This is a genomic window from Deminuibacter soli (genome assembly GCF_003412455.1).
Taxonomy (GTDB): Bacteria; Bacteroidota; Bacteroidia; order Chitinophagales; family Chitinophagaceae; genus Deminuibacter; species Deminuibacter soli.
Genome location: NZ_QTJU01000001.1, coordinates 451,355 through 474,127 on the forward strand (window position 1 = coordinate 451,355; position 22,773 = coordinate 474,127).

The following is a 22,773-nucleotide window of genomic DNA, read 5'->3' on the forward strand; positions in this document are numbered from 1 at the left end:
AGGCCGTTTAATTAAGCCACAATCCAACTTTAACTTTAAACTTCAAACATTAAAACTTAAAAGCAACGCTGGCTACAAAACGACGCAGCATCTGCGGGTTAATAGTCGTCCAGCCGTTCCAGTATTTTTCGTTCGTCAGGTTGTCCATTTTCAAAGTAATGCGGTACGATGGCTTGTTGTAAAACACCGAAGCATTCAGCACTGTGTAAGAAGGCAAAATAAATGCGCCTGTAGATACACTGTTGATAGACCGGTTGTCGCTGCCATAGTTACCGCCAAAGCCAATACCCAAACCTTTCAGCGTTTCGTTGCTGAAATGATAGCTGGCCCAGAAATTCACCAGGTGTTTGGGACCGGCAGTTACCGGGCGCAATCCATTTACATCCGGGTCACTCTCCGTGTACTTGCTGTCGTTATAGGCATAACCCGCAGAAATGTCTACACCTTTAATCGGGTTGGCAATTACTTCTGCTTCAAAACCTTTGCTGCTTTGTGTACCATTCTGTACAGAGAAGTTGGGGTGAACCGGATCGGTACGCACAATGTTTTTTACAGAGATATCGTAATAACTTAAAGTAGAACTCAGTTTGCCGTTAAATGCATTCAGCTTAACACCACCTTCCCACTGGTTGGCCTGCTCGGGTTTAAAGGTTTTACCTTCAAAATCCTGGCCGTCTTTGTTAGAGAAAGAGTTTTGGTAGTTGCCAAACAGTGACACCTTATCTTTCAGCACCTGGTATACGATACCAAATTTGGGCGACAAGGCCGTCTGGTCAAACTTTCCGGTTGTTGCATCTGCATCTGCAGAGTAGGTACCGCGGTTATGAAAACGATCCAAACGCAACGCAGCATTTACCAGCAAGGCATCGGTAATGTTCAGCACGTCAGATGCATAAGCACTGTAAATATTGTTGCCGCCATTTACCTTATACACCGCACCACCGTTAAACAGGGGCAGCACATTTGCTTTATTGAAAGCAGTGTAATTCGGGTTGGGATGTACAAAACTGATGGTATCAAATACCGTGTTGTAACCGCTGAAATAACTGTAATTGGTGATGTTATCGTTAGCGTAGTAATCCAGCCCTGCTACCAGCCTGTTGCGCATGCTGCCGATATGAAAATCGCCGATAAAGTTCTGCTGAATTTCTATGGTTTTATCGCTCGCATTATTATACCAGGCATTGCGTGTAGCGCTGGTGCCGCCGGGCAACAGGTACAGCCAGGTCATGGTACCATCACTGGTATTGCTGGTGGTAGTGAAGTTCGTTTGCGATGTCCACTGGTCGCTTATTTTGTAATTCATCTGGCCAAACACATTCGCTGTTTTGGAGTTCAGTGCCAGGTCATTGCTCAGGTAACTGCGTTTGTAGTTAACCAGCAGCTGGTCTGCCCTTGTGGCACCCAGATTGCTCACCGTGGTGTTCCATGCAGGGTCGCCGCTGTAATTGAAGTACAGGAGTGATGGCGTGGTACCGGTTACATTGTTAAACTCTGCTTCCAGTGAAAACGACAAGCGGTCGCTCGCTTTGTAAGTAATTACCGGCGCCAGGAAGTAGCTCTTGCTGTAACCATAATCCTGGAAACTGTTCTCATCATTATACGCCGTATTTAAACGGAACAGTACTGTTTTATCCTTATTCAGCGGGGTATTGATATCAGCTGTTACCCTGTTCAGTCCATAGCTGCCAAAGGTATAGCCCACTTCACCACCCAGGTGGTCGTAAGGCCGTTTGGTAACACGGTTAATCAAACCGCCGTACGATGTAAGCGCACTGCCAAACAACGTTGCCGACGGACCTTTGATGCTTTCAATTTTTTCGAGGTTGGCCGCGTCCGCATTACTGCTTACCCTGCCGGCAATACCATTGCGAAAAGCGCTCTGTGTATTAAAACCGCGTGAGGCAAAATAAGCACCGCCGCCATCTGCACGGCCCACAGCACCCCATATTTTATACAAGCCGGGCACATTGCGCAGGGCATCGTCCTGGTTGGTGATCACCTGCTCCTGCATTAATTCTTTGGAGATAACCGTATACACCTGTGGGTTTTCCAGGTTGCTCAGGGGCATCCTGGCAACATAATCGCTCTTGGTTTTAGCGAACTTATTGCCGCGGGATACCACTTTTACTTCTTCCAGCTGTTTTTCAGAAGCAGTAAGCTGCACCTGCACGGTAGCTGTTTTATGCTTTTCAACAGTTACGTTTTGTGTCACTGTTCCAAAACCCACCAGGGTAATTTCGAGTGAATAAGAACCGCTTGCCACATTGGAAAAACTAAACGTACCATCTTCATCAGTGGTCGTTGTTTTTTTAGTGCCGGTAATTTTTATGGTAACGTTTGCGGCTGCGGTGCCGTCTGCTGTAGTAACTTTTCCGCTGATGGTTCCGCCGGGTTCTTCCGTATCAATCGCCATCGCGCTGTTCACAAATAAAATCAGTAAGCCCAGAAACATTAGTCCCTTTACTTTTCTTGCCACTTGCATCATTCCTTTCATTGCTCGGTTTTGTATTCGAAGCGCAAATGTCCGGGCATAATACCAGCTTCATTTACACAATCGGGAAAAACGACTTACGCAATGCGGAAGATTATTGTATTACAACAAGTTGCAAAAACCGGCCCTGCGCTGTGTCCTTTGTGGCTTTTTCCTCTATGCGTTTTGTGGTAAAAAATAGCGCCCTGCTCAACCAAGTATCAACAAAAAGAGATCCCGCAACCAAAAGCCGCGGGATCTCTTTATATTACTTCTTCAATATCATTTAGTTAAGCCAATTGAACATTGAAACATTTGAACCATTTCTCTTCCCACTCAACGTTAAACATTAAACTTCAAACATTAAACTTCAAACATTAAACTACTTAATCAGATCACACGGCTTCAGCCCCGTATGCTTCTTAAACGCCGCAGAAAAATGCGAAATTGAAGAGTAACCCAGCAGCGCCGACACATCGGTTACGCTAAGCGATTTTTCGTACAGCAGGTATTTCGCATGCTCCATACGCTGTTGCTGGTAAAAATCGAAAATGGTAGTGCCGAACACTTCCTTGAACCCTTTTTTGAGATAACATTCGTTCATTGCCACCTTGCGGCTCAGCTCTTTGATGGTGATAGGGTCACCAATATGCTGCAGCAATAAATCACGGGCCATGAAAATGCGGTCACGTCCTTTTTCATCCGCCAGGAATTTACAGGCAAAGCCTTCTTCTTTCTCGTCAACCAGGCACTCCAGGCTGTACAGCAGCAGTTCGTGCACTTTGGCATTCACAAAAATGTTCTCCAGCGAACCGGAATAACTATGGTTCAGCAACCCATCGAGCGACATACGTTTGCGCCCGCAAATAGGGAACATCTTGGTAAAAGAATGCGGATGTTTAAACGCCAGCACCTCGTCTTTACGGTTGCTGAGCTTTACATTATGTACAAACTGGTAAAGAAAAGCGGCGGAGAAATGGAAAGAAAACACGTCTACCGTTTCATGCTGTCCGCTGCAGTTTTGCGTGGGCAGCTCTTTACACTGGGAGCAGCTTTTTTCGAAACAGTATTTATTGCCCGATATGCAGTAGCGCAGTTCCATAAAGTTTTCTTCCGGGACTGCATCGTTGTAGTGGTATACCAGCATGCCGGTATCGTCACTTTGCCAGGACTGCTGGGTATAATAGCGCCGAATCACATATTGAATAGAACCGGGAATATGCTGCTCTTTCATGTGCAGCAGGTTCATTGAAGGTTCAATGGTGTTCCTGTGTGCCACGCGTAATATGTCCAGTGCCTGCTTCATCGTGACGCAAATGTACTGCATATACATTCATAAACTTCGATATGTTGTCACGATAATGTAAAATATCGATCACATTCAATAAATCAGGCATGTCTATACCCGGCATTATGACAGCGAAACGTGACAGACTTGACAAAGCGATGATAAAAGAAAGCTTCAGCAGAACAAACCACAACAAAAATCACCGAAAAAAACTATTTTGCTTCCCATCCTTAAACCTTAATAAAAATGGAAGAACAAGTACACATTCTCGAAGAAGTTGAACAGGAAGTATACCTGGAAAGTGCAAGCGTAGGGCAACGTTTCGGCAATTTGATGATCGATATCATTGGCAGTTATATTTTTTCGCTGCTTGTCAGTATCATCGTTGGCGTCATTATAGGGCTGGTGCTGCTTGGCTCCGGAACCAATACCAGTTCTTTTTTCTCTGAGCTGGGAGGTGGAAACAGCCAACTGTTGCTGTTTTTCTCCGCAATAATCGTTGACATTATCTACTATTCTATTTTCGAATATGCCACAAAAGGCCGAACACTGGGTAAACTTATTACAGGCACAAGGGCAGTAAACGAAGATGGCAGCCGCATTTCTTTCAAAAAGGCACTGGCACGCAGCGCAGCGCGCTTTGTTCCCTTTGAGCCACTGAGCATTTTTTTTAGCGATGGCGGCCCGTGGCACGACAAATGGACCAACACCAAAGTGGTAAGAAAATAAGCAGGCGATACCAATAGAAAAGACCATCCCGGTTTAATTGCAGCAGCAGTAAACCGGGATTTTTGTTGCTTCCAAACATTAACATTTCCCCATGCTTCCCACACCCCAACAGCGCCGTTTTAAGAAAGCGTTCCCAAATATTCACGCCATACCTGTCTCATCCGCTAACCACCCCTGCTAAAAAGCATTTACAGCCCGTTTTCACGCCTCAAAAACCGGAGCCTGAAACCTTGATAAAAAGTAGATAATTAAGCGCTAAAACCCCTTTAAATTTCGTAATTTCGCACACTTTCGAACTAGTATAAACAACAGCGGATCCATACAACTATGAGTGAAGAAGTTACAAGCATTGAAGCCCCGGTCCAAAGTGGTTACGGAGCAGACAGTATTCAGGTATTGGAAGGTCTTGAAGCGGTTCGTAAAAGACCAGCGATGTACATTGGCGATGTAGGTGTAAAAGGTTTACATCACCTGGTGTATGAAGTTGTAGATAACTCGATTGACGAAGCGCTTGCCGGTTATTGTAAAAATATTCTCGTTACCATTCACGAAGACAACTCCATCAGTGTGCAGGACGATGGCCGTGGTATCCCCACCGGCATCAATAAAAAAGAAGGCAAGTCTGCCCTCGAAATGGTAATGACCATGCTGCACGCAGGTGGTAAATTCGATAAAAATACCTATAAAGTTTCCGGTGGTTTGCACGGTGTGGGTGTAAGTTGCGTTAACGCACTGAGCACCGTACTGCATGTTACCGTTAAACGCGAAGGCAAACTGTTTGAACAGGAATACCACACCGGTATACCGCAATACCCTGTTCGCGAAATAGGCATCTCCGAAACAACCGGTACCCTGGTACACTTCTGGCCCGATAACACCATCTTCCAGAATACCGTTTACCAGAAAGAAATCCTTGAAGGCCGTTTACGTGAACTGGCCTACCTCAATAAACGCATCAGCATTACCCTCACCGATCTGCGCGAAAAAGACGAAGCCGGTGACGTGTATGTTAAAAACTTCTACAGCGAAGGTGGCATCACCGAGTTTGTAGAAATGCTCGATAAAAGCGCCAAACGCGCACCGCTTATTGCTCAAACCCTTTTCGTAGAAGGGCTCGACGAAGCTTCCAATGTTGCGGTGGAAGTGGCCATGACCTACAACGACGACTTTAAGGAACATATCTTCTCTTACGTTAACAACATCAACACCATTGAAGGTGGTACACACGTTACCGGTTTCAGGCAGGCATTAACCAGGGTGTTTAAAGGTTACGGCGACAGGGAAGGTTTGTTTGAAAAAGCAAAAGTAGAAGTAGAAGGTGATGACTTCCGTGAAGGCTTAAGCGCCATCATCTCCGTAAAAGTTCCTGAGCCGCAGTTTGAAGGGCAAACCAAAACCAAGCTGGGTAACAGTGAGGTAAGCGGTATTGTGCAAACTACCGTGGCGAAAGTACTGGAACATTACCTGGAAGAAAACCCCAAAGAAGCCAGGAACGTTATCCAGAAAGTTATCCTGGCCGCACAGGCCCGCGTTGCTGCTAAAAAAGCACGCGAAATGGTACAGCGCAAAACCGTAATGAGCGGCGGCGGCTTACCCGGTAAACTGGCCGACTGCTCTGAAAGAGACCCTGAAAAATGCGAACTGTACCTGGTGGAAGGTGATTCGGCCGGTGGTACAGCCAAACAGGGAAGGGAACGCCGCTACCAGGCTATCCTGCCACTGAGGGGTAAAATCCTCAACGTAGAAAAAGCCATGGAGCACAGGATCTACGAAAACGAGGAGATCCGCAATATCTTCACCGCAATGGGCGTAACCATCGGCACGCCCGAAGATCCCAAAGCACTGAACCTTGCAAAACTGCGCTACCACAAGCTCATCATTATGACCGATGCCGACGTGGATGGTTCGCACATCGATACACTGATTCTCACTTTCATTTTCCGCTACATGAAAGCACTGGTTGAACAGGGTTATGTATACCTGGCACAACCTCCCCTGTACCTCGTTAAAAAAGGCAAGGAACAGGAATATGCTTACAACGAAGAGCAACGCAAGGCACTGATTACCAAATTAGGACAAGGCAAGGAAGAAAGTGTGCACATTCAGCGGTACAAAGGTTTGGGTGAGATGAATGCCAACCAGCTGTGGGAAACAACCATGGATCCTACCCGCAGAACACTGAAACAAATTACCATTGAAAGCGCTGCAGAAGCAGACCGCATTTTTAGCATGCTCATGGGCGACGAAGTGGCACCCCGCCGCGAGTTCATTGAAACACATGCCAAATATGCGAAAATTGATGTGTAATTTTCTATACAAACACACATAATTGCACCGGATATTATTCTTTTCTGTAATAATATCCGGTTTTTTATGCATTGTTACTGACTTAATTAGCTAAAAACAGAGTTTGGCCAAAATATTGCATGTTATGGCAGAGTAAAATATCATTCATAACCCGTCTATTTATATCGTAGACAATAAACTCCTGTAAATATGGATACTTCCAAAATGATTAAAGCATACTGTTTGAAAACAAAAGAGAAAGATGTTCCCATGCATGATGCTGTTGTTTCTAAAACTGAGAAAGGCGGTTATATTGCCAAAGGAAACGATGGCAAAGGGAATAAAATGAGTGCTATTTTAAGCGAAGCAAAAGCACTGAAAGCAATCGAAGACGGTGTTGCCAAAAAAGATTTTTAGTAGCCACTCTACTAACCGGAATACACATTGAAAACAATATTGCGCAGGCGCCCATGGCACCTGCGCTTTTTTATGCTACAATCTCGGCACGCGCCTTCATTACACCATCGTGCATCTGCTGCAGAAAGCGGTGCATGGCGGCCATGTCTTTAATATCATCTACCACCAGTAAAAAGTTTTTACCGGCCTGTTTAAGCCTGGCCTTGTTGGTACCTGTTTGCAGGTAAGCCAGTATATTTTTGAACAGCTCCGATTCAAAGTAAGGCGAATCGTTGCGGTTAATGAAATAACAACGCAGCGTATCTTCTTTCAGCGACATTTTTTCAAAGCCCAGTGCTATTGCCAGCCAGCGGCAACGCATGGTAACAAACAAGTCTTCTACCTGCGAAGGCATCGGACCAAAACGGTCGATCATACCTGCATAAAACTCCTGCAGGTCTTCCTCTTTCTCACAATGATCCAGCTGTGTGTACAGCGATAACCTTTCGGTAATGCTCTCCACATAACTATCCGGTATCAGAATTTCCAGGTCGGTATCAATGGTACAATCGCTTACATAATCATCCTGCTTGCTGATCTCATCTTTAAACAGGTCTTTAAACGAAGTACGTTTTAATTCGCGGATGGCCTCTTCCAGTATCTTCTGGTACATCTCAAATCCAATCTCTGCCATAAACCCGCTTTGCTCACCACCCAGCATATTACCCGCACCACGTATGTCAAGGTCACGCATCGCAATCTGGAAACCGCTGCCCAGGTCACTGAACTGTTCCAGCGTTTGCAAGCGCTTTCTTGAATCATCCGGCAGGGTGCTCATCGGCGGCGCCAGCAGGTAACAAAATGCCTTGCGGTTACTGCGTCCAACACGGCCACGCAACTGGTGCAGATCACTTAAACCAAAATGATGTGCGTTGTTGATGATGATGGTGTTTACGTTTGGTATATCCACACCGCTTTCTACAATGTTGGTACAAATGAGCACATCGTATTTGCGGTCTATAAAGTCCAGGATCTTTTCTTCCAGCTCATGCCCTTCCATCTGGCCGTGTGCATATGAAATGCTCAGGTCAGGACATAAGCCCTGTATCAGCGCCGACATTTCCTGCAGGCCGTTGATGCGGTTGTAAATAAAAAACACCTGCCCGCCGCGCTCTGTTTCATAGTAAATGGCGTCACGTATAAAATCTTCGTTGAATACATGCACCTCTGTTTGTATAGGCTGGCGGTTAGGCGGTGGCGTATTGATGATGCTGAGATCACGTGCACCCATCAGGCTAAACTGCAGCGTACGCGGAATAGGTGTAGCGGTAAGGGTTAAACAGTCCACATTTGTTTTTAATGTTTTCAGTTTTTCCTTATGACCCACACCAAATTTCTGTTCCTCGTCAATAATCATCACACCGAGGTCTTTGAACTGCACATCCTTGCCCAGCAAGGCATGTGTGCCCACGATAATATCAATCTTACCTTCTGCAAGGCGTTTATAGGTTTCTTTTTTCTCCTTGGCAGATTTGAAACGGTTTACATAGTCAACCGTAACAGGAAAATCTTTCAGGCGGTCTTTAAAGGTCTTGTAGTGCTGAAAGGCAAGAATGGTAGTAGGCACCAGCACAGCTGCCTGTTTGCCATCTACCACCGATTTAAATGCAGCACGCACGGCAATTTCGGTTTTACCAAAACCCACGTCACCACACACCAGCCTGTCCATAGGCGCGGCCATTTCCATATCGCGTTTTACATCGCTGGTAGCCTTGCTCTGGTCTGGTGTGTCTTCGTAAATAAACGAAGCTTCCAGCTCGGTTTGCATGTAGTTGTCAGGCGTATGTGCAAACCCTTGCTGCGACTTGCGTTGTGCGTATAACTGAATAAGGTCGAAGGCTATTTCCTTAACCTTGGTTTTTGTTTTGTCTTTCAGGCGTTGCCAAACATCGCTGCCCAGCTTGTTTACCTTGGGCACAGAACCTTCCTTGCCCGTATACTTGGATATTTTGTGCAGTGAGTTAATATTCACGTACAGAATATCACTGTCTTTGTAAATAATACGCACGGCTTCCTGCAGCTTGCCGTTTACTTCCAGCTTCTGCAAACCGCTGTATACGCCCACGCCATGATCAATGTGTGTTACATAGTCGCCAGGCTGCAACTCGCGCAGGGTGCGTAAAGTAAGTGCCTTGTTTTTGTTGTAAGCCTGCTTTACCCGGTATTTGTGATAACGCTGAAACAGCTGGTGATCGGTGTAACACACAGCCTTCAGGTCGTTGTCTATAAACCCTTCGTGTATGCTCGTCGCTACCGGTACAAATTGTATCTCGGTATTCAAATCAGTAAAAATGCTGTTAAGCCTTTCCAGCTGCCTGGCCTGCTCTGCAAAAATGTAGATGGCATAACCGGCTGCTTCATGGGCTTTCAGGTCTTTGATCAGCAAATCGAACTGGCGGTTAAAAGCCGGTTGCGGTTTGGTATCAAAGGTTATTTCAAAAGTAGAGAGCTGTGGTTTATAGCCAAACTCTACTACATGCCGTTTCTCTAATTCAACTTCAGTTACCACCGCCTGCACAAAATCGTCGCTGTGTACTTCTTTCAGCAGCTTGGTATCATCCGCATCGTCTTCAATCTTGTTCATCTGCCCGTTAGACACGAGGTTGAGAAACAGGCCCAGGTCTTCTTCCTGCACTTCTATTTTCTCTTTAATCACATCCCAGTCTTTCAGCCACACAATGGTATTGGCCGGCAAAAACTCCAGCAGGGATACCTTATCGCCGGTTTCAAACTGTGTTTCCACGTTGGGGATAATAGACACCTGCAGCAGTTTGCGTTCGCTGAGCTGAGATTCGGGGTCGAAGATGCGGATACTGTCTACATCATTGCCAAACAGTTCAACACGGTAAGGCTTTTCATTGCCGAACGAATAAATATCGAGGATACCGCCGCGCAGTGCAAACTGGCCTGGCTCGTACACAAAATCGGTACGCACAAAGCCGTACATCACAAACAGTTCCAGTAAGCTGTCGAGGTTAATGGTATCGTTTGTTTTAATGTGGATGATATTGCCGCTGAGTGTTTTGGGCAGCACCACTTTTTCAAACAATGCTTCGGGATAAGTAACGATGATTTTCTTGGCTGCTTCACGATCGCCTGCAGATGCCGTAGCCAGCCTGGTAAGGGCCTCGGTACGCAGCATTACATGCGAGCTGTTGAGCAGCTTAAAGTTCTTCCTGTTTTTAAAAGAAGACGGGAAATAAAACAGGTCTAACGCGCTGGTAAGGTTTTCGAGCGTATTGTGAAAATAAGCCGCTTCTTCGGCATCATTTAATACCACCAGGTGGTTCAGTTGCTGTGTGTGGGCATGGGTAAATACCGATGTTACCACAAATTCTGCACTGCTGCCCTGTAAGTTTTTGAGAAAGATTTTCTGCGGATCGGCATACGTCAGCCTGTCCGCCAATTGAAAAAGGCGGGAATTCTGCTGATATTTTTCCAACAACACTCCAAGATTCATAACGCGATGGCGAATTTACGCATAAAGCACCAATCAGCAAAAGCCAGACCGCAGCCCCCCTTTTCGTGAATCTTCAGGCGTCAGTCGTCAGTGAGCTAAGCGAAGACTTTTCGAGAATCGACAGTCGGGACGATCTGGGCGGGTATTAAAATTGCGCCCGCCTATCGTGCGAATGTTGCCGGTGAGGACACCGGCAACGGCGGCTGTTTTATTCACTATTAACTATTCACTATTCACCCCGATGGCCTGACACTCACCACTGACTACTCACCACTCACTAATTGACGGCTCACGATGTTTCCTTATCTTCATAACAAACCTTGCGAAATGCTAGAGCCATGGCGTACCGGGATTGTGACCAAAATAGAACAGGCAGCAGCCAGCACCAGGCGTTTTTTTATACAGGTACCCGAACTGGACGTGTTTCATTTTAAACCCGGCCAGTTTGTAACACTCGACCTGCCCATCCACGAGCAGCGCAACAAGCGGTGGCGCAGTTACTCCATCGCTTCCTCACCCGATGGCACCAATACTTTTGAACTCGTGATTGTACTGTTGGAAGGCGGTGCAGGCACCAACTACCTGTTCAACCAGGTAACCACCGGCAGCGCGCTCAGCTTCCGCGGACCGCAAGGCGTTTTCTGCCTGCCCCAGCAGCTTGATAAAGACCTTTACTTTATTTGCACGGGCACAGGCGTGGCGCCCTTCCGGGCTATGTTGCAGCATATTGCCCGGCACAAAATACCACACCAGAACATCTACCTTATATTCGGCTGCCGCCTCACCTGCGATGCCTTGTACCGCGACGAATTAAAGCAGCTGGAACAGGAGATAGACGGCTATTACTACCTGCCCACCTTCTCCCGCGAGCCGGAAGAAAACAGGGAAGTACGCCGCGGTTATGTACACGCCATTTATGAAGAACTCATCAAAGGCATGCAGCCCCCGGGTTACTTCTTCCTCTGCGGCTGGAAAGACATGATCGACGAAGCCCGCGAACGCCTCCACACCCTCGGCTACACCAAACACGACATCCACCTGGAATTATACGGATAAAAAAATGCACGGAGTTCATCCGTGCATTAATAATTCGCTCTTATAAAACCTCCGCTTCGATAATAAATCTTCGCTCCAATCGCTAACAGCTAAAAGCTATCCGCTAATAGCTATTGCTGTAACTCGCTCCGATAAAGCTCGAAGCTCGTAGCTAGCAGCTCGAAGCCACCTCTATTGTATGGCTGCCAGTACAATCTCTTTCACTTTGCTCATAGGAATACGTTCCTGCAGCATGCTGTCCCTGTGACGGATGGTTACGGTCTGGTCTTCCTTGGTCTGGTGATCAATGGTTACACAAAACGGCGTACCTACTGCATCCTGCCTGCGGTAGCGTTTACCGATGGCATCTTTTTCTTCGTAGAAACATTTGAATGAATATTTACAATCATTCATCAGTTCTGTTGCTATTTCAGGAAGACCGTCTTTTTTAGTGAGTGGCAGAATGGCCAGTTTGGTAGGCGCAATCTTCGCCGGTATATGCATTACGGTGCGGCTGTCAGTAGTACCGTCATCCTTGGTAATCATTTCCTCTTCGTAGGCTTCGCTCAGTATCAGCAGGAACATCCTGTCCAAACCAATAGAAGTTTCTACCACGTACGGAATGTAGTTGCCGTAAGGCTTACCATTCTCGTCAAGGTCGTTATCAAAGTACTGCTGTTTCTTTTTGCTGTATTCCTGGTGGTTCTTCAGGTCAAAGTCAGTGCGGGAATGAATGCCTTCCACTTCTTTAAAGCCAAACGGGAATTCATACTCGATATCCAGTGCGGCATCGGCATAGTGCGCGAGTTTGGCGTGATCGTGGAAACGGTATTTTTCTTTAGCGATACCCAGGCTCAGGTGCCATTTCAGGCGTTCTTCTTTCCAGAAGTTGTACCATTCTTTCTGTGTGCCGGGGCGTACAAAGAACTGCATTTCCATTTGTTCAAATTCGCGCATGCGGAAAATGAACTGGCGGGCCACAATCTCGTTACGGAAAGCCTTACCGGTTTGTGCAATGCCAAAAGGAATTTTCATACGTGCTGTTTTCTGCACGTTCAGGAAGTTCACGAAAATACCCTGGGCAGTTTCAGGGCGCAGGTAAATGGTATCTGCTTCTTCAGAAATAGAACCCAGCTTGGTATCGAACATCAGGTTAAACTGGCGGATCTCCGTCCAGTTGCAGGTACCGCTGATACCGCAGCTGATTTTGTTTGTTTCAATCAGTTGTTTCAAACCGGCATAGTCATCCTTTGCCAGCAGCTGATCCATTTCAGCCAGCAGGTCACCGGCTTTTTTCTCGCCTTCATCACCCTGTTCTTTCAGTTTATCTGCAAACGCTTCAATCAGGTGATCTACCCGGTAGCGTTTTTTACTGTCCTTGTTATCAATCATCGGGTCGCTGAAATTATCAACGTGCCCGCTGGCCTTCCAGGTAGTGGGGTGCATAAAAATAGCAGCATCGATACCAACAATGTTATCGTGCAACTGCGTCATGCTTTTCCACCAGTAATCGCGGATGTTTTTCTTGAGCTCGCTCCCGTTGGGACCGTAATCATACACCGCACTTAAACCATCATAGATTTCACTGCTCGGAAATACAAAGCCATACTCTTTGGCATGCGAAATAATCGCCTGGAATTTGTTTTCTTGAATACTCATAGCAGCCGCAAAGATAGGCGTTTACCACACTTCTGCACCAACCTTTATCCCTGCTTTTTTAGCCGAAAATGCCCTTTACCAGGCGAAAGGCCGCCCAGAAATTCACCAGGTTGGCCAATAGCAAAATGATAGCTGCTGCCAGTACTACCGTGTTGATGGTTTTACTTTTCATATCAAATAAGGCCAGCAGCGCGCTCACCATACCGGCTGCAAACAGCACCGGTACGTCTTTCAACTGCGGGTGCCTGCTGCCCTGCCACAATAGTATAAATGCCAGCAGGTAAGCAGCAAACAGCCAGATAGTTATTTTAAAATAGGGATTCATCGTATTTCCTAAATTTGTTAAAGAGGCACAGGTGTTTAAACGCGGGAAATCACTGCTAGTCTTACAAATAAAGTACCGCTTTATGAAAAATAAACTAATCAAGCTCTTTAGCGTGGCCTTATTGCTTACAGCATTTGCAGTGAATGGTAATGCACAGCGTGTTTTTGTTTCCGTACGGCCCGCAGCACCGGTTATTGTACACCCGGCACAACCCTCACCAAGACATATATGGATAGAAGGCGAATATGTATGGCGTGGTAACAATTACATATACCAGCCCGGTTACTGGACGGTTCCCCCTCCCCGCTACCGCGTGTGGCACCCTGGTTACTGGCGCCAGACAAGAGGTGGCTGGTACTGGGTGCCAGGCTCATGGAGAAGATAGTTTAGTTTGAATAGTCTGATGTTTGCGTTTTGTAAGCCGGGTTATTATTGATCCGGCTTTTTTTGCGCCCCTGCTTCACCGGGATCAACCAGGGTTTCTACTTCTATCTGCCGCACATATACCGCGTATTCGTTGGGATGAATATGCCGCCCTATGTAATGCGTATATGCCCTGGTAAACGCTGCGCCAAAGTATAAAATGGTAGCGGAATAGTATACCCATAACAGGATGATCACCACAGAGCCGGCAGCGCCGTAAGTGCTGCTCACCTTGCTTTTGGCAAGGTAATAGCCAATCCCGAACTTCCCGATCATAAACAACACCGCGGTGGTTAAAGCCCCTACCCACACATCTTTCCATTTCACCCGCGCATCGGGCAGTACTTTAAAAATAATCGCAAACAAAAAGCTGATGGTGGCAAAGGTGATGATGTAATTGATGATGTATGCTGTATGCAACTGCACCTGTGGCAGGTAATGGGTAAGATAATCAAACAGGGTATCGAGCAATGTATTTATTACCAGCGATACCAGTAAAATAAACCCGATGCCTATCACCATCGAAAAGCTCAATGCCCGGTTCAGCAGCATTTTTATCCAGCTCTTTTTCGGTTTGGTTTTCAAACACCAGATTACATTGATCGAATACTGAATCTCCGTAAAAACACCTGTGGCGGCCAATACCAGCGACACAATACCCACCACACTGGCCCAGGTAATATCGTGCGAAACAGTTGCATTGCGCAATACCACCTGTATCTGCTGTGCGGCCTGTTCGCCCACAAAATCGCGTATCTGTTCATACACTGTGCCTTCTACCGCTTCATGCCCGTAAAACACATCGCACAGGCTGATGATCACGATTAACATGGGTGCCAGTGAAAAAATGGTGTAGTAGGCCAGCGCTGCGCTCATGCGCATCACGCGGTTATTGGAGAAATCGTTGATGGCCTGCCAGAATATTTTGCCGATGTCTTTTATGCCCAAACGCATATCACAGGTGCTTTAATTGCAGGCTTGCTGCAGTGGTACGGAATAAGGTGTTACAGTAATTTCTCGTTGTTTCTGTGCCGGCTGGCATCACGTATATTCTTCTTCTCAAAGTTCTTTTCCAGCGCAGCAGTTAAATCAACACCGGTTTGGTTGGCCAGGCAAATCAATACCCACAATACATCTGCCATTTCATCGGCCAGCTCCCTGCCTTTGTCAGATTCTTTGAACGATTGCTCGCCATAAGTGCGCACCATCAGGCGCGATAACTCTCCCACTTCTTCCATTAATATGCCAAGATTGGTGAGCTCGCCAAAGTAACGCACACCTACTGTTTTAATCCATGTATCTACCTGCTGCTGTGCTTCCTGGATGGTCATACCGTATAGGTTAAGACCGCTAATATCGGTTCATTTTGCTGCATTTCACAACTATTCCCTGTTCTTTGAATCAATAAAAATAGTCACCGGCCCATCGTTCAGCAGCGACACTTTCATGTCTGCACCAAAAATGCCGGTCTGTATGGGTTTGCCCAGCTCCTGCTCCAGGCAGGCAATGGTTTTCTGGTACATGGGCACCGCAAAACCGGGTTTGCTGGCGCATATATACGATGGCCTGTTGCCCTTTTTAGTGCTGGCATGCAGCGTAAACTGGCTCACCAGCAATAGTTCGCCGCCGTCTTCCTTTACGCTTACATTCATTACCCCTGCAGCATCGTTGAAAATACGCAGGTTCACTATTTTGCTGCACAACCAGCTAATGTCCTCTTCTGTATCTGCATCTTCTATGCCCACCAGCACCAGCAATCCTTTTGCTATGGCACCTGTTTGCTGCTCATCTACCACAACCGATGCCGAGGTTACCCGTTGAATAATCACGCGCATAACAATAATTTTTCAATACCCGGCACACTGCCTGGCAGGCTGCGCCGGTTTCTGTTCCGTATCTTTATGCAATGAAGATAGACATATCCCCCGAAATCAGTTTTCAAACCGCACGCAGCGGCGGCAAGGGCGGACAGCATGTAAACAAGGTAGAAACCATGGTGGAAGGCCGCTGGTATATTGCCACATCGGCCCTCGTGAGCGACTGGCAAAAACAGGTGCTCACCGAAAAACTGGCCAACCGCATTAACAGCGAAGGTGCGCTGCTGGTTAAATCGCAGGCCGAACGCACCCAGCTTGGCAATAAGGAAACCGTGCTGCGCAAAATGAACCTGCTGGTGAACCAGGCACTCGAAAAAAAGAAAAGCCGCATCGCCACCAAACCTACCAAAGCCTCCAAAGAACGCCGCATTGAAAGCAAAAAGAAAGACAGCGCCCGCAAGGAAGGCCGCAAAAAAGGCAATTGGCTGAACGGGTAAACACCGCGCAGGCTTTTTGTTAAATGGTGTTTTACCACTGCCGGCCGGTGTGTTAACAGAACTTTCAATCCCTTACTTTTGAACAAAATCGACAGGATTTGAGCAGCATCAAAAAATTAGCGAGCCAAACAGTGTACTACGGGTTAAGTAACATTCTGAGCAAACTGCTCAATTATTGTTTAACCCCCTTTTACCTGGGCGTATTATCTAAAACGGCATTTGGTGAAATGAGCAATGTGTTTGCCTGTATCCCTTTTGCCAACATCATCTTAACCTACGGCATGGAAACGGCCTTTTTCCGTTTCGCCAAAAAAGAAAACGCCACCAGCGTACTAAGCACTTCCACCATATCCCTGCTTTGTTCTACGCTGTTAAGCCTGCTGCTGTTTATGCTGCTGAAAGGCGCAGTGCTGGGCTCTTATACGGGCCAGTTATCCGGCCTGGCTGGTCATGGTGATTCGTACAACTACATCATTTTTATCATGGCTTTCGATACGCTCTCGGCCATTCCGTTTGCCCAGCTGCGTCTTGAAGAAAGGCCATTGCGGTATGCCGCCATCCGCGTTGCAGGTGTGGCCACAACTGTATTCTTTAATATCTTTTTCCTGACCATTTGTCCCATGCTGCACCACAAGGGCATGCACTTTTTTCCTGATGTAAACAACAGCAGCAACCCACTGGGTTATGTATACCTCAGCTATATGCTGGGCAGCGGCATTACTTTATTGCTGTTTATTCCGCAGATAGCACGTATTAAATGGCAGGCAGATGCCAACCTCTGGAAAAATATGGTGAAATACGCGCTGCCACTGGTTATTGTGGGCATGGCTGGTATGGTGAACGAGGTGTTTGACCGTGCCTGGTTTCTGCCGCAGTTTTTACCCGGCAACAGCATGACGGAGAAAAAAGAAACCATCGCCCTGTACAGCGCCAACTATAAACTCTCGATACTCATTACCATGTTTATCCAGGCGTTTAAGCTGGGTGCAGAACCTTTTTTCTTTAAACAGGCAGAAGGCGATAACCCGCAGAAAATGTATGCCCGCATCATGAAACTGTTTGTAGTGATGCTGTGTTTTATGTTCCTGTTTGTAGGCCTGTTTCTGAACGTATGGAAGATATTTTTACGCCAGCCCTTCTACTACCAGGGATTGCGCATTGTACCCATACTGCTTATGGCCAATATGTTTCTCGGCATTTACTACAACCTTACCATTTGGTTTAAACTCACCGACCGCACCCGCACCGGCGCCATTATCACAGTAGTTACAGCCGGTCTTGCCTTCGTGTTCAACTACTGGTGGATACCCATTATGGGTTACTACGGCGCCGCACTGGCTACCATGGTTTGCTACTTTATACAGATGGCAGTGTGTTACATATGGGGACAGAAATACTATCCCATTCCCTACCACCTGCCACGCATTGTAAGCTACATGGGTATTGCGTTTGCAACCTATTATGTGTTCACTTTTATCAATACCCATTTTATTACACCGGGTGATATTTATGCAGCCAAACCCATGTCGTTACTCGTGGGTTTACTGTTTTTTGCTGCATACGCCGCGTTTATACTAAAGATGGAAAAACGTGAATTTGCACGCCTGCCCATTATTGGTAAATACTTAAGATAATCGTTATACTACCGGTGGCGGCTCCCCACCGCCACCGCATAACGGGTCAAACGCGCATCCCGCCTCACTTCTAACCGCCCCGGCAGTTCTGGTACGTATTTTGGTTTTTATACACCAAACTATTGTATAACAAACTTCCCTGCATGAAACGTCTATTGCTTTCCTATGCTGCCCTGTGGCTTGCACTCGGGGCTTTTGCACAAAACACTGATACCGTAAGTGACAAACAACTGAAGGACAGGGTGTTGAACGAAATACAAACCAGCTTCGACAAGCGCAACAAACTGCTCGATTCTACCGTGTTTCACCTCGATGAACGCGTGAACGTATTGGACAAATCCATCAAGGATTCCAAAGACGTAAAAGAAAAGGCCGACAAACTGCTGCAACGTGTGCAGATACTGGAAGACAAGCAGAAAGCCATTGATCAGAATGAACTGAATATTTTCCAGGCCAACTACCAAAGCGCTGTGGTTAACCTTGTATCTATGGACAGGGAGATAAAACCGCTCGTGCTTTTCAATTCTACCAAAGAATTCTTCGGCTCTCTCAGCGAGGCAGGCAACCCGCTGAATTACCCGGGGTTTAAAGAATGGTACCAATCCTTCAACAATTACCTGCAGAAGAATAAAACACAAAGCCCCATGCTGGCCGTAACATCTAACCTGCTCACGTTTACCGGCGATGTAAGTAAAGGCGTACCGCTTACCGGGCCTATCACTTCGGCACTTTTCTCCAGTATGACCAGTTACATCGATAACATTGGCAAAAAAGAAAAAGACCTGAAGGCGCAGAGCGAAAAAATGATGACGCTCACCATGAAGATCAGCCAGTTTGACTACGACAAAGACCAGATAGAACACGAATGGGAAACTATTACGAAGGAACTGAAAGACCTGCAGAAAAAATACGACCAGTCCATCGCCGATAACCTCGGCATTCTCAAAATAAACAATGCCGATTTCGGTGCCAGTTTCTCTAAGGAAAACGATGCAGAAAAGCGCTACCAGTACCTTACCAGTATGCGGCAGAAAGCAGCTGATTTTGTCGCTGCTGAGCGTGCCGGCAATCCCAAGGAATGGAAACAGAAGATATTCTTCCAGATGAATGCCGTGCAGTCGCTGAAACTGCGTTTTGGTCAAATCACGTTCCGCATCAGCGAGAACATTGTCAAATATGCTGACCTCTTTACCAAATACCGCAACGATGAACAGCTGGGCGGCAAGGTAAAAGACCTTGAATTAAAACTGAAAGACCTCCAGGAAACGTTTGACAAAACCTTCGATCCGCTGGATTACATCAATTCCGCGTCAAAAATGTACAAGGTGAGTTAGCGGGCGCGTAGCTTATAACTGTCAGCCTTTAATCCCGGATCATGATTCGCCGGCTAAAAATTTTCTTTACAATTTAACCCCACTCCCCTACTTTTGCACCCCACTACTTGATGAGACAATTGACTTTAACATGGATGTGGCGAAATTGGTAGCACTACGCTACCGGTTTTCGCCACTCCGAATCTGCGGGCGTGGCGAAATTGGCAGACGCAACAGACTTAGGATCTGTCGCCGCGAGGCGTGTAGGTTCGACCCCTATCGCCCGCACTTGAGGGGATCTTTCGATCCCCTCTTTCATTTATATCTAAGAATAATAATCCCTTTGAACTAATTTTCTGATAGTTATGCATTAAAAAATCTAATGCGGTCGGGGTTCGATAACTACTGTTTTTATAGTATGATTGCTATCGAACCCCTGATTTATCAGCGTATGCTTCTGCATAATGGTAGCCCCTTCGTATATGCTTTTTAAGTCAGTCAGTCTATCCACATTCTTCATCAGAACCCGGTAAATATCTTCCTCTTGCCTGCTAAGCCTATCCACCTGGCTGGAAAGAGATGCCTGCGTCCGGGTCAGGTCGTTGTACCAGCGTTGATAGGTATCGTGCGTTATCAAATTTTTTATTCGCGCCTGTAATTCCTCACCTCCGGTGATAGTGCATAGGAACTTTGTCCCCCATGCGGTTAAGCTCCTGCAAAAAATCCTTGTTTTCTTTTGAGGGATGCAGCTCTTTTCGCTAAATCAAACAGGTTACCGCTTTGACCGGTGCCGAAATCTTTCCAGGTGTTCTTGATTATATCTACACTGAAGAACGCTGTACTCTCCAAATGTTTTATCGGTGAAATATATTTTCTAATTTGGCTGTTCACTTACATTCAGTTTGCGCCTGAATACACCAGCAGGGCAGATTTAAATCAGAGATTCAAGGCGCTCAAATCAAGCTTTACAGCAATTCCGAAAATGAAAGGAAAACTACCGGTATAACGTATACCAGATGATAGAATAAAATGAGTGATTTCACGGGTATAAAAGTTTGAAGTACCTGCTATCTTTAGCAGCATAAAAGCAAAACTAACTATGAAAAAATGGACATGGCTAACCGTTCCAATTGTTGTATGCGCAATCTTGTTCGCTTGGCCGGAAAAACACTACTGTCGAAGTTAACAATGGTAACGTACAAGCGAAATTATCAGAGCTACTAACCCCAAACACCGCGAGAAAAATTCTACTTTCAAAACAGCAGGTTATAAAGGACAACAACTTTCATTTGCTAATTTCCATGGTCAAAAAGTATCAACAGCCCTTCCAGCATGGGATGATGCAATTTCCTTCAAAAATGATTCTTCCATTTGGTTAGAGATGCCCTTCAAATTTTCAAATTCAAACTCCCCCAACATCATTTTTAAAGAAGAAAAAAGGAGTTTTTGGGGCCCTTTAGCTGTAATTGATTTTTGTATAAATTACGTGCATGGAAATTTTAGACTATTTGGGTAGCGCTCAACACATGGCAGATTTTGTCAACGCTCACTTTGAGCCTTATTTACTGAATAAATACAGTCGTCTCGCAAAAAATTCTCCAGTGATTTCGCTGGAAGCGAACAAGGTTGCAAGCGTTATTGACCTTACATTCCTTGCTAGGCCGATTTTGGAACTGTATGCTTTCATAGACGAAAAGACAACCGCCATTCATGTTATTACTCAATTTAATAAGATTTTTTTTAAAGACTTGTTGGCGAAAATGGATCATTTGATTCATCCGGATTTTGAAACATTGCAATCTGGAGATTTTGATTTTATAGAGTTCAGGTCAAATTCTTTGAAGGTATATGTTTTCCGTACCCATCGAATTGCAAACGAGGTTTGTATCACTATCTCAAACGTTGAACGAGCTCATTTGATCTCCCAGGAAGTACTTAGATAACATTATTGTGCTTCGCCAAAGAAGCCTGCAAAGGATGAAGGGTGGCCCGAACATTTTTGGGGCCACCCTTTCTTTACTTTTGAATTCTACCCAGACCGGTGCAACGATGTTGCTATGTCTCAATTCACTTATTCTCGGATAATCTATTATGCCGATTTTGATTGCCTAAATATTTGTTTTTTAGATTCACATTAATCACTTCAAATACAGAATAACCCATTGCCAAAATTTAATGTTAGAAACAGAATCATCTATATCAATTTAAACTTATATTTATTTTTCTTAATTCGAGTTCTAACAAACCAAACTTATGAGAAAAATGACCACTCAATTTATTGCGTTTGTATGCATTCTTTCGATTGCATTGATCGCGATAGAATGTAAAAAGAGCGATTCAACCGCTACCCCTCCAACGGCTATCAACCCAGTCCAAGCCAAGCTCCATTCAGCATTTGACACGCACAGTGCGGACCAAGATTTTTCTACAAAACTTCGCGGAGATACTAGCTTGAAATGGATGCCCAATTGGGATGGTACGACCTCTTCAAAAAAGGGTGATTCAATTACCTATTTTACACCGTTAATCCCCCAATTATTTATCAATGGTCAAGAAAATCGCTCGATAACTTTTAAGGTAGAGAATACAGCGAAGTATTTAATCGCCTATACTTATGATACAACATGCCAAATATTTCTTGGCACATATACTTCGCTGGATTCTGCCAACACGAGTTATGACAGCCCTGACTTCTTCAACGCATTTAGTGGAACACTTACCATAAGAGATCTTGCTACCAACCTAAGCTCCTATTATATATATTCAAATGGAAAAGTGACTGGCCGGTCTGCCGGCCGTAATGGCCGATATATAGAGAAGAGTGCGAATGCCTTCTAAATTAACACTTGCGGAGTTCCCACTACAACCACACAATGCGGCAATGCCTATGACCTAACGTTCACCACAATTCAAAAGTCTGTCAGCAGGTATAGGTAGACGATCCAGATGTACCCAGTGGCGGCGGTTGCTCTTGTCCTCTGCAGCAATTGGGCAGTCTAAAGACGTTTCGGGAATGTATCGACATATCGCTACGACTTTAATCGGGTAATTGCTACAGATATCACTCATCTAGTCTATCCACGGCAATACGCTGACTTATGTTTGCACTGATGCCCGATTCCCGTATGTTGCCATACAATTGTTTCACCGATACGTCAACCAGATAAAGGACTTTACGCATGTTAACGCGAATCGCCTGATCATCCGGATCAAGGCTAAAAAATAATTGGTGAATACTTTTACTTGATCGCGGGCCTCTATAGGAATATTATCTTTTCGGTCGGCTGCTTACGGCATCAGCAGATCAAAATAGATAACTGGTTAAAAAAAAGCCGGTCAGATACCAGATCTGCCGGCTATCGCTGATGGGCTGTCCTG

Annotated in this window: 17 protein-coding genes, 1 tRNA gene and 1 pseudogene; 11 read left to right on the forward strand and 8 right to left on the reverse strand. The window is 45.8% G+C overall.

From position 1 onward, the window contains the following. Positions 1–49: 49 nt before the first annotated feature. Both DXN05_RS01870 and DXN05_RS01880 read right to left on the reverse strand, forming a co-directional pair. Positions 50–2,497, reverse strand: a complete 2,448-nt coding sequence (locus tag DXN05_RS01870) for a TonB-dependent receptor (protein WP_245975090.1) — start codon at positions 2,495–2,497, stop codon at positions 50–52. 358 nt (positions 2,498–2,855) lie between these two features. Next, positions 2,856–3,779: a helix-turn-helix domain-containing protein gene (locus DXN05_RS01880; protein WP_116845508.1), complete on the reverse strand. Its 924-nt coding sequence runs from the start codon at positions 3,777–3,779 to the stop codon at positions 2,856–2,858. Between the two features lie 228 nt (positions 3,780–4,007). Here DXN05_RS01880 and DXN05_RS01885 point away from each other — a divergent pair, with 228 nt between their 5' ends. The 3 genes from DXN05_RS01885 (at position 4,008) to DXN05_RS01895 (ending at position 7,193) form a co-directional block, all read left to right on the forward strand. Continuing rightward, a complete protein-coding gene (locus tag DXN05_RS01885) occupies positions 4,008–4,490 on the forward strand; it encodes an RDD family protein (protein WP_116845509.1) in 483 nt (160 codons plus the stop codon). 327 nt (positions 4,491–4,817) lie between these two features. Further along, positions 4,818–6,797, forward strand: a complete 1,980-nt coding sequence (gene gyrB, locus DXN05_RS01890) for a DNA topoisomerase (ATP-hydrolyzing) subunit B (protein WP_116845510.1) — start codon at positions 4,818–4,820, stop codon at positions 6,795–6,797. Positions 6,798–6,986: 189 nt separating this feature from the next. Then, positions 6,987–7,193 (forward strand): hypothetical protein, encoded by a 207-nt coding sequence (locus DXN05_RS01895; protein WP_116845511.1) that lies wholly within the window; start codon positions 6,987–6,989, stop codon positions 7,191–7,193. A 70-nt stretch (positions 7,194–7,263) separates the two neighbouring features. Here DXN05_RS01895 and mfd read toward each other — a convergent pair whose 3' ends face one another. Continuing rightward, the gene (mfd, locus tag DXN05_RS01900) at positions 7,264–10,638 is read right to left on the reverse strand and encodes a transcription-repair coupling factor (protein WP_245975091.1); all 3,375 of its coding nucleotides are present in this window, start codon (positions 10,636–10,638) and stop codon (positions 7,264–7,266) included. Positions 10,639–11,019: 381 nt separating this feature from the next. Between mfd and DXN05_RS01905 the strand changes: the two genes are divergently transcribed. Continuing rightward, entirely contained in the window at positions 11,020–11,748 is a 729-nt protein-coding gene (locus DXN05_RS01905) for a ferredoxin--NADP reductase (RefSeq protein WP_116845513.1), read from the forward strand. 171 nt (positions 11,749–11,919) lie between these two features. Here DXN05_RS01905 and DXN05_RS01910 read toward each other — a convergent pair whose 3' ends face one another. Together DXN05_RS01910 and DXN05_RS01915 are read right to left on the reverse strand one after the other, a co-directional pair. Next, positions 11,920–13,386, reverse strand: coding sequence for a glycine--tRNA ligase (locus tag DXN05_RS01910; RefSeq protein ID WP_116845514.1), 1,467 nt, complete (start codon positions 13,384–13,386; stop codon positions 11,920–11,922). Positions 13,387–13,444: 58 nt separating this feature from the next. After that, entirely contained in the window at positions 13,445–13,711 is a 267-nt protein-coding gene (locus DXN05_RS01915) for a hypothetical protein (RefSeq protein ID WP_116845515.1), read from the reverse strand. An 82-nt stretch (positions 13,712–13,793) separates the two neighbouring features. Here DXN05_RS01915 and DXN05_RS01920 point away from each other — a divergent pair, with 82 nt between their 5' ends. After that, positions 13,794–14,096, forward strand: a complete 303-nt coding sequence (locus DXN05_RS01920) for a YXWGXW repeat-containing protein (protein WP_116845516.1) — start codon at positions 13,794–13,796, stop codon at positions 14,094–14,096. 44 nt (positions 14,097–14,140) lie between these two features. On the opposite strand, the gene DXN05_RS01925 is transcribed toward DXN05_RS01920, so the two are convergent. From DXN05_RS01925 to dtd, 3 genes are read right to left on the reverse strand one after another with little or no spacing between them, the layout of a single operon-like run. Next, on the reverse strand, positions 14,141–15,088 hold the full coding sequence (locus DXN05_RS01925) for a YihY/virulence factor BrkB family protein (RefSeq protein ID WP_116845517.1): 948 nt from the start codon (positions 15,086–15,088) through the stop codon (positions 14,141–14,143). 50 nt (positions 15,089–15,138) lie between these two features. Continuing rightward, a complete protein-coding gene (locus DXN05_RS01930) occupies positions 15,139–15,465 on the reverse strand; it encodes a nucleotide pyrophosphohydrolase (protein ID WP_116845518.1) in 327 nt (108 codons plus the stop codon). 51 nt (positions 15,466–15,516) lie between these two features. Continuing rightward, the gene (dtd, locus tag DXN05_RS01935) at positions 15,517–15,969 is read right to left on the reverse strand and encodes a D-aminoacyl-tRNA deacylase (RefSeq protein ID WP_116845519.1); all 453 of its coding nucleotides are present in this window, start codon (positions 15,967–15,969) and stop codon (positions 15,517–15,519) included. Between the two features lie 80 nt (positions 15,970–16,049). Between dtd and arfB the strand changes: the two are divergent. From arfB to DXN05_RS01980, 6 genes and pseudogenes are all read left to right on the forward strand, one after another. Then, positions 16,050–16,448, forward strand: a pseudogene (gene arfB, locus DXN05_RS01940) (alternative ribosome rescue aminoacyl-tRNA hydrolase ArfB); the annotation flags it as partial. A 98-nt stretch (positions 16,449–16,546) separates the two neighbouring features. Further along, entirely contained in the window at positions 16,547–18,082 is a 1,536-nt protein-coding gene (locus DXN05_RS01945; RefSeq protein ID WP_116845521.1) for an oligosaccharide flippase family protein, read from the forward strand. Between the two features lie 143 nt (positions 18,083–18,225). Further along, positions 18,226–19,416, forward strand: coding sequence for a hypothetical protein (locus tag DXN05_RS01950; RefSeq protein WP_116845522.1), 1,191 nt, complete (start codon positions 18,226–18,228; stop codon positions 19,414–19,416). Positions 19,417–19,601: 185 nt separating this feature from the next. Beyond that, positions 19,602–19,683, forward strand: a tRNA-Leu gene (locus tag DXN05_RS01955). Between the two features lie 1,202 nt (positions 19,684–20,885). Beyond that, positions 20,886–21,338 (forward strand): hypothetical protein, encoded by a 453-nt coding sequence (locus tag DXN05_RS01975; RefSeq protein ID WP_116845526.1) that lies wholly within the window; start codon positions 20,886–20,888, stop codon positions 21,336–21,338. 310 nt (positions 21,339–21,648) lie between these two features. Next, the gene (locus tag DXN05_RS01980; RefSeq protein ID WP_116845527.1) at positions 21,649–22,233 is read left to right on the forward strand and encodes a hypothetical protein; all 585 of its coding nucleotides are present in this window, start codon (positions 21,649–21,651) and stop codon (positions 22,231–22,233) included. Positions 22,234–22,773: the final 540 nt, after the last annotated feature.